At 29.3% G+C, this 15,242-nt stretch carries 12 protein-coding genes; 10 read left to right on the top strand and 2 right to left on the bottom strand.

Going from position 1 to position 15,242, the window contains the following annotated elements; genetic code table 11:
• Window positions 1-54 precede the first annotated feature (54 nt).
• Window positions 55-918: a thiopeptide-type bacteriocin biosynthesis protein gene (locus tag JOP69_RS12680; RefSeq protein ID WP_203393417.1), complete on the bottom strand. Its 864-nt coding sequence runs from the start codon at window positions 916-918 to the stop codon at window positions 55-57.
• Window positions 918-3,155: a lantibiotic dehydratase family protein gene (locus tag JOP69_RS12685; protein ID WP_203393416.1), complete on the bottom strand. Its 2,238-nt coding sequence runs from the start codon at window positions 3,153-3,155 to the stop codon at window positions 918-920. The genes JOP69_RS12680 and JOP69_RS12685 overlap by 1 nt, the downstream gene beginning before the upstream one ends.
• Before the next feature lie 370 nt (window positions 3,156-3,525).
• On the opposite strand from JOP69_RS12685, the gene JOP69_RS12690 reads away from it, so the two are divergent.
• From JOP69_RS12690 to JOP69_RS12735, 10 genes are all read left to right on the top strand, one after another.
• Window positions 3,526-4,188 (top strand): helix-turn-helix transcriptional regulator, encoded by a 663-nt coding sequence (locus tag JOP69_RS12690; RefSeq protein WP_203393415.1) that lies wholly within the window; start codon window positions 3,526-3,528, stop codon window positions 4,186-4,188.
• 102 nt (window positions 4,189-4,290) lie between these two features.
• Complete coding sequence (locus JOP69_RS12695) at window positions 4,291-4,446, top strand: hypothetical protein (protein ID WP_203393414.1); 156 nt, start codon at window positions 4,291-4,293, stop codon at window positions 4,444-4,446.
• A 60-nt stretch (window positions 4,447-4,506) separates the two neighbouring features.
• On the top strand, window positions 4,507-4,857 hold the full coding sequence (locus JOP69_RS12700) for an NHLP leader peptide family RiPP precursor (RefSeq protein WP_203393413.1): 351 nt from the start codon (window positions 4,507-4,509) through the stop codon (window positions 4,855-4,857).
• Window positions 4,858-5,011: 154 nt separating this feature from the next.
• On the top strand, window positions 5,012-5,191 hold the full coding sequence (locus tag JOP69_RS12705; protein ID WP_203393412.1) for a hypothetical protein: 180 nt from the start codon (window positions 5,012-5,014) through the stop codon (window positions 5,189-5,191).
• A gap of 397 nt (window positions 5,192-5,588) precedes the next feature.
• A complete protein-coding gene (locus tag JOP69_RS12710) occupies window positions 5,589-6,107 on the top strand; it encodes a cyclic nucleotide-binding domain-containing protein (RefSeq protein WP_203393411.1) in 519 nt (172 codons plus the stop codon).
• A 12-nt stretch (window positions 6,108-6,119) separates the two neighbouring features.
• A complete protein-coding gene (locus tag JOP69_RS12715) occupies window positions 6,120-7,685 on the top strand; it encodes a TolC family protein (protein ID WP_203393410.1) in 1,566 nt (521 codons plus the stop codon).
• 24 nt (window positions 7,686-7,709) lie between these two features.
• On the top strand, window positions 7,710-8,972 hold the full coding sequence (locus JOP69_RS12720) for an NHLP bacteriocin system secretion protein (RefSeq protein WP_203393409.1): 1,263 nt from the start codon (window positions 7,710-7,712) through the stop codon (window positions 8,970-8,972).
• Window positions 8,973-8,983: 11 nt separating this feature from the next.
• Window positions 8,984-11,188 carry an NHLP family bacteriocin export ABC transporter peptidase/permease/ATPase subunit gene (locus JOP69_RS12725; RefSeq protein WP_215602596.1) on the top strand — a complete coding sequence of 735 codons (2,205 nt, stop codon included), beginning with the start codon at window positions 8,984-8,986 and terminating at the stop codon, window positions 11,186-11,188.
• Window positions 11,189-11,196: 8 nt separating this feature from the next.
• Window positions 11,197-14,112: an NHLP bacteriocin export ABC transporter permease/ATPase subunit gene (locus tag JOP69_RS12730; protein ID WP_203393407.1), complete on the top strand. Its 2,916-nt coding sequence runs from the start codon at window positions 11,197-11,199 to the stop codon at window positions 14,110-14,112.
• A 6-nt stretch (window positions 14,113-14,118) separates the two neighbouring features.
• The gene (locus JOP69_RS12735) at window positions 14,119-15,237 is read left to right on the top strand and encodes a hypothetical protein (protein ID WP_203393406.1); all 1,119 of its coding nucleotides are present in this window, start codon (window positions 14,119-14,121) and stop codon (window positions 15,235-15,237) included.
• The last annotated feature ends 5 nt before the right edge of the window (window positions 15,238-15,242 follow it).

Genomic DNA, 15,242 nt, shown 5'->3' on the forward strand with positions numbered 1-15,242 from the left:
AATGGAGTTATAAATAAGAAGATGATAAAAAATATTCTGCTAAAATTCAATTCCTTATTTTTTTAAACTTTTAGCTAATATACAATTGTAGTATCTAAATAAAAAATCGTAACAGACTAATTCAAACAATCGCTGTTTATCTCTAAATTGCCTATTAAGCATCATGTGTAAAAAACTTGAAATCAAGTTATCCAAAGAAACTCCTAAAATATTATTGCTATGTAGTTTTAATATTTTATTTGTAATAGGTTTTAGATTTTCGTTCTTATTCTTAATTAGTTCCAATAGACTGTTAAATTCTTCACTCTCTTTCATTGAAATAAAAGACTCAAATTTTAATTTCAATTTTTGATATTTCTTACTAAGTTGTTTATTTAGATTTTTATCTACATTAAATTCAATTCTAAAACGTTCTAAATTTAACTTTAAAAAGGCAACTTTATTTTCTAAATCATATTTAAAACTATTTAAAAATGCATCCATAGATTTTAAAACAAACAAAAATAGTAATTCATCTTCCCTAATCAGACTCAAAGCATTAATGCTAGCGCAGCTATCTTGAAAAAATAAAGTTTCAGCTTCTTCTATTGTGTTTTTTCCGTAACGTTCTATTTCTCTATGATATGTATCTACTTGTATTTTCCAAATAAAATCATGATCAATATAATATTCAAGAACATTTTTAAACTCATCAATAAGTGTACCTATATGGGATCTATTTTTACACTGAAAGCGAATGCGTAAATGGTTATCGGGATCATTATACCTAATAAAAAACCATTTATTTATTATTTCTTCTTTGATTAGTTTTTCTGTGAATGGCTTTACTATATCTATAAGAATAGTATCAGCTGTTTTTTTTCCACAGTAAACTTTATAATAAATCCATTCATCCCCTATTACAAACCTAGTTTTCATTAGTGTTTTTTTAATTTGGATTCATTAAAAAATGTTATTATACATTGATTTGCAAAATTCTCTTGAGTTTTATTTATAACAATTGCATCCTCGGTGAATAAAAACTCTTCTAATATAAAATTTTCTTTATTTTTTACAGAAGCCAAAAGCAATTGAATCAAAGTTATGTTTTCAAGATTAATTAAAAGGGTATTATCATTTTCTTTTAACTGAACGTATTTTGGTATTTTGTTATTAGACCTCCACTCATTAATGTTGCATAATAGATTTTCATTCTTATCACTTACCTCAATAATAGATTTTAGTTTTTTTGTTTCTACAACCCATGTTGCTTTTGATAGAATAATATTTTTATAACATACTCTTGGTAAAAATGATTGGTTTTTAGAAAGTGATCTCCAAGAGAAAGTTAAACTTACAGTTTTATTTTGGGTTTGTAAATCACATAAAAAATGATAAATAGGTAAACTATTAAAACTAAAGTTATGGGCATTTGTTAAACGAGGCAATACCTCTTTATTCATTTTTTTAGACCAAAGTACAATACGATTATTTTTTATAGAAACTAAAAGATCATTTATGCTTATTTGTTTATTAAATGGCAAATTAGATTTTCCTAAAAATGGCAGTTCATAATCTCTTAAATGAGGTCGCTTTATAACATTTCCTATTCTAGCTTCGGGTAAATGCACAATTTCTACTAAAGCTGTATCGAAATTTATTTTTTTTTCAATTGATGATATTTCAGTAACTAAATTTAATAGCTCTTTATTTCCTTTACTAAAACGAGTTAATAAATTAGCTCCATTTGTACCTCCCAATGCATTTATATAAATTTTGTTTTCATTATTTATTTTTATGACTTCGATTAATGCAGAAAAAGTATCTGGTAAGTCAGTCAATTTCTTTTTACTATCCTTAAAAAAATGGTCTTTTAGTTCAATGCTATATTCATTATTTTTTAATGCCTGAAACAATAGCTTCTGAATAATAATTTCTGAATCCGTTAAAAAATTATTTTTGGAACTTCTTTTATTTACTCTAGGAGTAATATCATTTAAAAAGGGAACTGTATCTGAAATCGCATCATTTTGTATATATCCAACTCCCATTTCTATATCTAAAGCTTGCGCTAAAGGAATCTTCCTTGTATGATAACGTTCTGAAAATGCTTTCTTAAATTTTTTTAAATTACTGTTTGTATTTGTTTTACTCAGAGTATTTAAAAGAGGCAATACATTCTTTAAATTGTAAGCAATTTTTTTGCTTAATACGTTTTTTTTATTTTTGATAAAAAGGTCTGTTTGAAAAACATATTTAACGTCATAATTTACACCTATCGTATCTAAAATTGAATAACAATTTTTATAATCTTGTACCTCATTTTTTTCTAAACTATCCAATTTTGAAATAGCTTGTTGCAATTTAAGAAGAGGCTTTATATATTCACTACAATTTTCTAAACGCTTTAATGTATTAATTATTTGCAAAAGCATTTGGTCTCCTGTAACTGATGGCTCTAATTGACTAACTAATATTTGATTATCAATAAGTTCATTGATAAAATCTGTAGCATCATTTTTAGTAATATCTTCATTAACTAATAAATTGGCTAAAGTGTTTATTTTTTCTCCAGTTTTTGCTTTATTTAATATCTGCTCTATATAATTAGAATATTCTATACCTTCAATAGAATACATTCGTTTCAAGTTTTCTATTTGATACTCTATATACCGATATTGATTTGCTAGCTTATATAATGAACTATTAGGATAATAAACTAATTGCTTTTTTATAGAGGACTTATTAGATAAATAGCTAGACAAAGAAACCAGATAGTTCATGTCTAAACTTGTTTTTCTAGTATATTTTGTAATACTACCTATTACAATATCAGTTTCTTGTTTAAAATTGCCAATACTAATCCCTGCAAAAAGACCAAAAGGAGTGCTACGTGTTGAAGCTCTAATAATGTACTTTAAAAAACTACCTTTTAATTTTATCTCTTTTTTTAAGTTGTTAACCTTGCCTTTAAATAATAATTCTAACTCAGAATAAAAGTAAGGAGAAGCTAAAAATATAGCTTCTTTAATATTGCTGTCTTCCCATATTTTTTTTAAATCATCATACTCAACATCTTCCTTCTCGAACAGTTTTTTATAAAAATCTAACGAAAAAAGAGGTACGCGTAAGCAAAAAACGTCTAAAAAATGATATGGATTTTGTTGTTTTTTCATAGAATTTTAAAAGCCAAGTAGCTAAAATACTACTATTTTTAAAAACAATCAGCGAGTCTGTGCTATGGTATGAAATACAGTGGTTTAATTAGTGTTTGGGGTTCTTTGAATTTATAAATCTCAACCTAAAATTTATAAATCCAAAGAATAATCATTTGTTTTCAACTCTTTTCTTTGCGTGCTTTGTTCGAGAATAATTGAGGTGACAGTAAAAAGATTAATAAGGGAGGGTTGCTAAATATAAGTGAAAGAAAAGTCAATTCAAAAAATGCTATGAAAATGGAATTGGTTTTATAAATGCTCTTTAAAATTAATACGAATAATTAGGAAAGGAAGTTTAATGAGAAAATTGCTAAAATTAAAAATTGTTATGAATTTAGAAAATCAAAATATAAATTGGAATTCTTCAGATATTTTACTTCAAATAGTAAAAAATATTGAAGCACCATTAGCTTCTATCATTGAAGCAAACAAACATAACTCTTTAAAAATAAGTTATAACGGTCTCTTAAAAGAGAAACCTACCAATATTATTTTCTCAAATAGTCAAGAAATAAAACGGTTGATAGATGAAGTTGTAAAAATTGCGCAGGCTAGTAATACAGCTAAAGAGGAACCTGTTATTTTTAAAATATATCATGCTAATAATAGAGTTCAATTGATGTGTAGCAAAGAAATTGACCCTAAAAAAATTTCTAAACAAGATGCTTCTTGGTTACTGAAACTAGAAAATGAAGTTTATAAAAACATAGACCAGAAAGACTTAAACTTATATGATTTATCCTATAGTTTATCCGTTAGTGAAAGACAATTATATAGAAAAATTAAAAATTTAGTTCATTTAACTCCTAATAAATACATTAGAGTTTTAAGACTATACAAGGCAAAACAATTTATAGATAATTATTTATACGATACCGTCTCACAAATATCTTTTGCAGTTGGTTATTATGATACACATTATTTTTCAAAATTGTTTAACCAACAACACGGTGTGTCTCCTAAAGAGCTATTAAATAATTTGGAATACTAATTTCTTTAAGCCAGAAGTACTATTTCTAATTCACTTATTTCTCATAATATGTTAATACTAGAATAGTGCTCTCTGGCTTTCTTTTAAATAAATACAATTACTATGAAAGTTATAAAACAAAAAACATCTAATAATAGTATACTTCAAACTAAAAACTTTGACTTTTTATTAGAACTAAGTGACGATGAATTAGATGTAATTGCCGGTGGTGAAATGAATAAAAGCATTACTTCTAGTGATTTTTCACAGTCTTTTTGACAGTTTTACCCGAAAACATATAAAGATATTTATAGTATTATTAATTTAAAAATACAAATAATGAAATTATTAAATGAACAACAAAAAGCAGAAGAATTTTTAGCAAGTATTTATACTAAAGCGCAGGAAGATGAAAACTTTAAACAAGAATTAATTGCAAACCCAATTGCAACGTTAAATACATTTACGGGTAAAGAAGCAAATTTCCCTGCTAGCAAAGAATTAATAGTGGTCGATCAAACAAACCCAAATCATGTTTACATAAATATTCCTGCAAAACTAAACTTAGATGATGTAGAATTAAATGAAGAACAATTGGAAATGGTCGCTGGAGGTGATAATAGACCCGGGGATATATATTTTGGCATGCATAATATGAGTTTTATTTGGAGAGATATTTGGAGACTGTAATACATTCTTCTAAACAACATGGTCAAAAAACGATTATAAATTGAAGCCGTTTTTTTAATTAATGAACTTTTGTCATTTTCAACCTGATTATTGACCGTTTTTCCCGAAAACATAAAAAGATATTTGTAGTATTATTAATTTAAAAATACAAATAATGAAATTATTAAATGAACAACAAAAATCAGAAGAATTTTTAGCAAGTATTTATACTAAAGCGCAGGAAGATGAAAACTTTAAACAAGAATTAATTGCAAACCCAATTGCAACGTTAAATACATTTACGGGTAAAGAAGTAAATTTCCCTGCTGGCATAGAATTAATAGTGGTCGATTAAACAAACCCAAATCATGTTTACATAAATATTCCTGCAAAACTAAACTTAGATGATGTAGAATTAAATGAAGAACAATTGGAAATGGTTGCTGGAGGAGTTAATTGGGAGGATGTGGCAATTTATATAATGACATTAGGGTGTTACGACCCTTGGAAGTAAAATAATTTAAAATTGAGCACTTATTACATTGATGTTTATTTTAGATAAAAATGATTAAATTATGTATTCGTGAAATTTACAATAGAAATTATCTAAAAAAGCAACTTAAGAGTTGCTTTTTTTTTATTTAATGAACATTTGTCCTTTTCAACCTATTTATTGGCAGTTTTACAACTTTTCTATAATTTAATTTAGCAGTAATTAATTACAGAATATATAATTTTAAAATAGAACAACTATGAAACGTGTGCTTTTTTTATTAGGTCATTTAAGCGATTTAGATATCGAATGGATGATAAACAATGGTAGTAAAGAAGATTTAGAAACAGGGGATCGGTTAATCCAAAAAGGAGAAACAATCGAAAACTTATATATTATTTTATCTGGTCAGTTGGCTATCTCAGATGGTAAGGGCAAAAAACAAATTGCGCACATAGGAGCTGGTGAAATTGTCGGAGAAATGTCTTTTTTAGAGGCTAGACCACCTTCAGTATCTGTCATTGCTTCTGAGCCCGTAACGGTTTTTAGTATTTCGAGAGAGTTAATGAACAGCAGATTGGCAAACAATTTAGAATTTAAGGCTAATTTTTATTATGCCATTTCTCTATTCTTATCAAACAGACTACGTAAAACAACAAGTCAATTAGGTTATGGTTCTCCAGACGAAGCAGACGTTATAGATGAGAGTGTATTGGATGGTATTTCTCAAGCAGGAGCAAGATTTGGGCAAATATTACAAAAATTTTCTGAAGTATAAAAAAGCAATATAATGATTTATAGATTCCTGTTTTTTAGTTTTCTGTTTTTTGGGCTATGCAAAGTGTATAGCCAAACAACATTGCCGGTAAATATTGTTAAGTTGTCTGAAATTACACTTACTAAAAACCCTATTATTAAAAGAAACATGTTAAGTGTTAATGATGCAGAAGGTGGTTTACAGATACAAAAAAGCACCTTTGATTATCAATTAGTTTCAAGATTGTCATTAAGTCGCAATGCATTAAACCTTTTTGAAGTAGATCCTAGAAATGAATATATAAATAATCAGTTAACATCGAAAAGTACAGGAGCATCTGTTGGACTGCAAAAAACATTTCGTTCCAGTTTAACTGCTAATTTAAGCGTTGATTATTCGAATTCAAATGACAACTTTCCTCTTAATAGGTTTAATCAAGACGTAGGTGCTTATTTTCAAGACCATACTGTTTCAAGTACATTTTCTCTAACACAACCACTTTTAAGAGGTAGAGGAAACCAAACGGCAACTGCATTAGAAAAAGCATCAGAGTTAAATTTAGAAAGCACTAATGAAAATGTGGAGTTTGCAAATTCTTTTGAACTTTTTCAAACGGGGTCAGCTTATTGGCAATATGTATCCTCATACAAAAGGCTAAAAATATTTAAAGAAAATGAAGCACGTGTAAGACGTGTTTTGGAAATAACCAAAGAATTAGTGAAAGCTGATAAAAAACCTTCTGGAGATTTAGCTCAAATACAAGCTGATTTAGCAAATCAAGAACGACAAACAAAAGTAGCAGAACAATCTTTATATAGTGCAAAGTTAAACCTTGGAAGATCTATAGGATTAAGCGAAGAAGAAAGCAAACAATTAGGAAAACCAACAGATGAGTTTCCAACAATAGTAGAATCTCAATATAATAAGGATGTTGATAAGGTCAAATTTTTAGAAATAGCTCAAAATAATAGAAAAGATATTTTGGCATCCAAAAAAACACAAGGAGCATTAGAATTACAACTTAGTTTAGCTGAAAATAATAAGAAACCACAATTAGACTTAACTGGTTTTGTGAATTATGGAGGAATGAATATGGGAAATGGTTTAGATAATGCGTTGGCAACGTTTTCAAGAAATGAAGGAAGAAGTGTTGGTTATGGTCTTAATTTGAATCTCTCTTTTCCTATTAATAATAACCTTGCAAAAGGATCTTACATACAAAATGAGGTAGCATTAGAAGACCAACAGATTGCGAATGAGAACTTACAAAGGAATATAAAACTAAATGTTTCTATTGCATTAAATAATTTAGAGAATAGTGTACTTGTTTTAGAAAAGGCATTAGAATCACTTAATTTTTATCAAGAGGTTTATGATAATGAGCAGATAAAGTTTCAAAACGGTTTAACCATTTTATTAAATCTTATACAATTTCAAGAACGATTAACTTTTGCACAATTAGAGTATTTACAAGCACATCTGCAGTTTGCTATAGCTATTATTAATCTAAGGTATGAAACAGGAACACTTTTAAAGAAGAAAAATTTAAATGGAATTCTTGAAATAAATAAAGAATTATTTTTTACAATTCCTAAATAAAACTAATTACTAAAACTTATAAATATGGCAGCAGGATTTTTTAGAAAAGCAGCATTAGAAAAGCTTTCTACTCCAGAAAAATTGGATCAATTAATAAAAGTAACGAGTCCTAAGGCTTGGATTTCATTATGTACTATAATTCTAGTTTTAGGGATAGGAATTGGATGGTCATTTTTAGGTAATATTAAAACAAAACTAAATGTTGTTGGGGTTTTATTAGGTGGTGAAATTCATGAAGTCGTTACTACAGCTCAGGGACAATTAACAAGCCTTAAAGTGATAGTTGGTGATAGTGTAAATCAAGGAGATATTATTGCAACTATAGAACAACCAGAACTGTTTCAGCAAATTGAGGAAGTAAAAGCATCTCTAAAGGAAAGAGAGTTTGAATTGAAACAACTTTCTTCTTTTGGGAATCAAGATACAAGATTACAAGGGGAGTTAATTCAACAACAAAGAAATAGTATTCAATTACAAATTCAATCAAACATTAAAAATTTAGAGTTTTTAAAAAACCAATTAGAGACTGAAAATGGTTTATTAGGCAAAGGGCTTATCACTAAGTCTCAAGTTGTAAATACTGAACAGCAAATTGAATCTGCAAAAAACTCAATAGAAAGTCTTAAAAGTCAAAAGATGCAAACGTCTAGTCAAAAATTAAATTTAGGCTTTGATTTACAACAAAAAATTAATCTCAATAAACAACGTATTGCAGAAACCATAAGGAATCTAATTCATTTGGAAGAACGCTATGACATACAAACGAATATAAGAAGTTCATACTCTGGGGAAGTGGTAGAAGTGCTAACAGATACAGGAGTTATAGTAGGGCAAGGAGCTTCTTTATTTAAATTGAAGAATCAGTCACATATTACAGGTAATAAATTAAGAGGTGTGCTTTATATACCTTCTCAGGATGGGAAAAAAATAAAAAAAGGTATGGAGGCTTTAGTGGTTCCTTCAACAATTCAACCACAAGAATACGGCTTTATGAAAGGAAAAGTAACTTACGTATCAGACTTCCCTATTACTCAAAAAGGAATGATGATGACTGTTAAAAATGCACAGTTAGTTCAAGGTCTATTATCAGGAGGTGCCTTATTTGAAGTATATGTAGAATTTGAGAAAGATGACAAAGCCTTTAGTGGTTTTAAATGGACTTCTGCTCAAGGGCCACAAATCGCTATAAATGAAGGGACTTCTTGTATGGGCAAAATTACAGTTAAAAGTGAACCTCCAGCAACTATGGTTGTACCAGCGTTAAAAAAATTCTTTGACCTTTATTAAAACTTAGAATGATGACAAAAAAGACAGCATTTATTATAGAAAAGCAAGCACGCCCAGTAAAAACACCAACTGTTTTACAAATGGAGGGTGTAGAATGTGGTGCGGCTGCATTAAGTATTATTCTAGGTTATTATGGGAAATTTGTTCCTTTAGAAAAATTAAGGATTGCTTGTGGGGTTTCAAGAGATGGTTTAAAAGCTACTAATATTTTAAAAGCAGCAAGAGAATTTGGACTAGAAGCAAAAGGCTATGCAAAATCTATAGAAAAGTTAATGCAGTTAGAAATGCCAGCAATTATATTCTGGAATTTTAATCATTTTTTAGTGATTGAAGGGTTTACAAAAAATAAGGTTTTTTTAAGCGATCCTGCACAAGGACGGTACCATGTGAGTCATCAAGAATTTGATGATGCTTTTACCGGTGTTGTGATGACTTTTAAACCAACCGAAAATTTTGAAAAAGGAAATGAGAAAAAAGGTTTAATAGGTTCTCTTGCTTCAAGAGTTGCGAGCTCTAAAATGAGTATTACTTATATTATTCTGGTAAGCCTATTTTTAGTAATTCCAGGATTGGTAATTCCTTCTTTTACTAAAATGTTTATTGATAAATATTTAATAAACGGTGTTTCTGATTTTGTGATGCCTTTACTTTTAGTTATGGGGGTTGTTTTAACTATTAATGCAGCGTTGGTATACCTTCAACAATATTACCTGTTAAGATTAGAGACTAAATTAGCGCTAACCACTTCTAGTAAGTTTTTATGGCATGTTTTTCATTTGCCAATTGCATTTTTTACACAACGTTATAGTGGTGAAATAGGAAATAGGGTTTCTTTGAATGATAAGGTTGCAAAACTGTTAAGTGGTGATCTTGCAAATGCAGTTTTAAACGTAATAGTTGTTGTTTTTTATGCATTACTAATGTTTTCTTACGATGTTTTTTTAACGCTGATTGGTATCGGAATGGCTGGCTTAAACATTGTAGCTTTACAGTTTGTTTCTAGAGCTCGTAAAGATGGAAACCGTCGTTTTATAAACGAAAATGGGAAACTTTTAGGAACAACCACTTCTGGTATTAGTATGATAGAGACTTTAAAAGCCTCAGGGAGAGAAAATGATTTTTTTACTACTTGGACAGGGTATTTAGCGAAAGTAATGAATGCACAGCAAGAATTAGGGTGGTTAACTACCCGATTAAATATTATTCCACCTTTATTAATGTCATTAACCACTTCCATTATTTTAGGAGCTGGCGCTATGCGTGTTATGGATGGTCAAATGACCTTAGGTATGTTGGTGGCTTTTCTGTATTTAATGAACAATTTTATGGGACCCGTAAATCAGTTAGTAAGGGTTGGAAGTTTACTTCAAGAAACTGAAGGAGATATGGGGAGAATTGATGATGTTCTAAATTATGAAATAGCAAATGAATTTAGCAACTCCAATGAAGAATTAGAAAAAGATAGTGCAAAAAAAGAAACGTTCGTACTTAATAAACTGATAGGTCATTTTGAAATGAAAAATGTAACCTTTGGTTATAATAGAACTATGCCTGCGTTAATTAAAGATTTCAGTTTAAAATTAAAGCCAGGAAGTAGAATTGCATTAGTAGGTGGTTCTGGTAGTGGTAAATCTACAGTAGCAAGATTAGCAGCAGGTCTATATGATGCTTGGGAAGGAGACATCTTGTTTGATGGAAAACTGAGAAAAGAAATTCCTCGTCGTATTATTACAGAATCTGTAGCAGTTATAGATCAAGAGGTTTTAATGTTTAAAGGTTCTATACAAGAAAATATTGCTTTTTGGGATTCTAAAATTCCTGAAAAACATATTATTCAATCTGCAAAGGATGCGGCAATACATGATGTTGTTGCAGCAAGAACAAATGCCTATGATAGCGAAGTAATGGAACGAGGAGCTAACTTTAGTGGAGGACAGCGTCAAAGGTTAGAAATTGCTAGAGCATTGGCTTTAAATCCTTCTATTTTAGTAATGGATGAAGCTACGAGTGCTCTAGACCCAAAGTCTGAGAAAATAGTGATGGATAATATAAAAAAACGAGGATGTACTTGTTTAATTGTAGCGCATAGATTAAGTACAATTATGGATTGTGACGAAATTATTGTGATGGAATTTGGAAAAATAGTAGAACGAGGTTCACATCCAGAATTAATGAACATAAATGGAGTTTACGCACAATTAATTGACTCAAAATAATCAGAGATATGTTTGAAAACGAAAAAATAAAGTTAGTTGTAAATGAATCTTTAGTTCTCAAGGATTACGATCGATTTTGGATGATTACTTCAGGAGAAGTAGATGTGTTTTATGTTCAAGTAGATTCAAATGGAGATTATAAAAGCACGTTAAATTATCTTTATAGTGCAAAAAGCGGAGAATTACTGTTTAGTTTATTAACTTCTATAGAAGCTCAAAAAGAAAATTTTAGATTAATTGCTATAAGCAAAGGTGCATCTTTAGTAGCTATCAATAAAAACAAATTATTTGATATCGATCATCTATTTTTAAAAACCATGATTGATAAATGGATTTTAAAAAATGCAAATAAAATACAACAAACACAGATTCCAAGATTATATACTAGCTTAGAAACGTATAAAAAGGTATCAATTAAAAAAGATACAATAGGCTACCCAACAAAAGGTATTGTATGGTGTCGTATCATTAAAGGAGAATTCAATAAGTACACAAAAATTGAAACTAAAATATCAAATCCGGAATTTGATTACCCATTTGCTGTTTCTAGTGATCTATGGGTACAAGCATTAACAAATGATTCTGAATTACAAGTTATTTCAACAAGAGAAGTATTAAAAGATGAAATCTATTTTATGCTTTCCTTAAATGACTTACAAAATCATTTATTTGCAAAGCTTATTAGTAATGACACCTTATTAAAAGAAGAAGAAAAAATACGCATTACAGAGAAAGTAAACTCAGAAGAAAAAAATTTAACTAAAACTTTAGAGCAGTTACGTACAATTGTAATGGGCGGTAAGGGTAAGCAGTCAGCAGACTCTTTTACGAATCAAGGAAAAAGTAATGATTTATTTGCTACCTGTCAGTTAATAGGAAATGCTGTAGGATTTCAATTTGAGGTTCCAAAATTTATGGAATCTTATAAAAATAGTACTACTAATCAATTATATGCCATTGCGCAATCTTCAAAAGTTAGGGTGCGTAAAATAATTCTAAGAGGAGTTTGGTGGAAGGAAGAAAATGGCCATTTACTTGCTTTTTATAAAGAAGATAAAAGGGCTGTTGCTTTAATTCAACAAACACCAAATTCTTATCTATTAAAAGATGTTTTAACAGGAAAAGAACAAATTGTTAATCATAAAATAGCAGAAGAACTAGAACCAATTTGCTATATGTTTTTCTATGGTTTTAACGACACCATGACTTCGGTTAGAAAAATAGGTCGTTTTGCAATTCAAGGTATAAAAAAAGATTCTAAATATTTAATATTGGCAGCATTAGCCGGAAGTTTAATAGGGCTGTTAGTTCCAATTTTATCAGGGGTTATGTTTGATGACGTGATTCCAACCGCCGACAATTCTTTACATTTTGAAGTATTTCTAATTATGTTATTATTAGGATTAGTAAGTGCTGGATTGCAATTGGTTCAAGGTGTTTTACAACTTAGAGTAGAAACAAAGTCAAGTATTAACTTACAGGCTGGAGTTATGGATCATTTATTGAGATTACCTGTAACGTTTTATAAAAAATTTACAGCAGGAGACCTTACCAATAGAGCATTAAGTATTAATGGTATAAGACAAATACTATCAAGTACTGTTATGACTGCTGTTTTAAGTGGTGCTTTTTCATTTGTAAATTTAGGTCTTCTATTTTATTATGAATCAAGTCTTGCTTGGATTGGTGTTTGTTTAGCTCTTGTAGCTGTTGTTTTTATGACTGTTATTGGTTGGATGAAACTTAAATTCGATAGACAAATTTCTGATATTCAAGGAGATTTACAAGGGTTTCTTTTTGAATTTTTGTCAGGTATTACTAAAATACGAATCACCGGAGGTGAGCGAAGAATTTTTACATTATGGGCATCTAAATTTTCTAAATTAAAACAATTAGGATTCAGTTCTGGAAGCTATCAAAATTTTGTAGAAACCTTTAACAGTTCATACCCTTTAGTGACGAATATTTTCTTTTTTGCATTTATCTACTATACTGTTACAAATTCTACAGGTATTGGGGCAATGATTTCTGTAGGAGCATTTATGGCATTTATTAGTGCTTTCAATCAATTTTTGAGAGATTGTTTAAAAATGAGTATGGCATTAATAACCTCACTTAATATTATAACCCTTTATGAAAGAGTAAAACCCATTTTAGAGGAAACACCAGAGTCTTCAGAGCAAAGTACAGATCCAGGAGAGTTAGTAGGAGAAATAGAAATGAATTCGGTTTCCTTTAGATATGAGGAAGAGCAACCTTTAATTTTGAATGATTTATCGTTTAAAATTAATCAAGGAGAGATGGTTGCTTTTGTTGGAACTTCTGGGTCAGGGAAATCTACTATTATGAGATTATTATTAGGGTTTGAAACTCCAGAGGCAGGTTCCATTTATTATGATGGTGATGCGTATGATTCTATGAATAAAGATTTGGTTCGTAGACAAATTGGTGTTGTACTTCAAAATGGTGCATTAATGTCTGGGAGTATTTATAAAAATATTGTTGGGAATTCAGAATTAACATTAGAAGATGCGTGGGAGGCAGCTCGAATGGCAGGAATGGAAGAGGATATCAAACAAATGCCAATGGAAATGCATACAGTTATTAGTGAAGGTGCAGGAACATTTTCTGGTGGACAAAGACAACGACTTATGATTGCTCGTGCTATTGTTCATAAACCAAGATTATTATTTATGGATGAAGCAACAAGTGCATTAGATAATAAAACTCAAAACATTGTTTCAGAAAGTTTAGACAAATTACAAGCAACAAGAATTGTAATTGCTCACAGGTTAAGTACAGTTAAAAATGCAGACAGGATTTATGTATTAGACAAAGGTGCAATTGTAGAGTTTGGTTCTTATGATGAATTAATGGAAAAAGAGGGTGTTTTTTCAAAACTAGCAAAAAGGCAAATTGCCTAAAACTTCATGAATAAAGAAGATAAATATATATTTCTAAAAGAAATTGTAAAAAAAGAAAGTGCCATAAATGAGTTGCTTTTATATACAGAAAACAAATTTAGCGTTAGAAATGAAAGAACTTTACTATTAGAGGAATCTTATACTTCTGCTTGGAAACAATACACAAAAGAGTCAGAACAGTTTGGTGTTTTTGAAACATTAAAAAAGTATTTGGTACAGTTACAATTTCCTATTCAAAAAGGAATTTCTAAAACTGATGAATATATTGATACAACGTTAAGAGGAGGGGTAAAGGAAAGTGTATCAAGCTTATTATTAAAACAACCTGAATTAGTCAAGGTAGAAATGTATTGCAGTGTTTTTGGGGAAGTACCGGTAATTACAGTTCCTAATAACCACGATTTTAATAGTTTAGTTTGTGCACTTTCTTCTAAAAATGAACCTGTTGAATTACCAGAATCTATGGGTGCTGCTTTTATCAATGGAATTAATAATTGGGATAGAATACACAGATTAAAAGAAGATTGGTTAAAAAAGCATCCTTTTGAAAATTGGAGCAAACATTTTAAAGAGAAAATTCTTCCTTTTCCATCTTTTTATAAAGATAAAATAATTGTTTTAAGCACAAAACCATATAGTGGCGTTGGTAATGAAAAATTAAATATATCTACAAGTGATTGGAAATCTTTTTCTTTACAAATAAGGAGAGAACATGAGTGTGTTCATTTATTTACATTAAAGTATTATGGCGCAATGGCAAATAACATGCACGATGAAATTATTGCCGATTATATGGGAATTACAAAAGTATTAGGGCAATTTAATAAGGAATGGCTTTTACACTTTATTGGATTAGAAAATTATCCTAATTATCGTAAAGGAGCAAGATTAGAAAATTATTTAGGGAAACCTCAATTAACACAAGAGGCATTTAATGGATTGAAAACGATTATGGTAAAAGTTGTTAATTCTATTGCTGAGTTTGATGCTTTCCTTGGAGAAATTAAATCATCTAAAGATCAGTTATATAGAGTTATGAGTCTTTGTGAGATTGATTTAATTACAATGGCTTCTTCAAATGGTGTAAAAAGCTTATTAGAATTATATAATAACAAAAGAAAATAAGTTGC

Origin of the sequence: Polaribacter sp. Q13, from assembly GCF_016858305.2 — a bacterium.
In the GTDB taxonomy this organism is placed as follows: domain Bacteria; phylum Bacteroidota; class Bacteroidia; order Flavobacteriales; family Flavobacteriaceae; genus Polaribacter.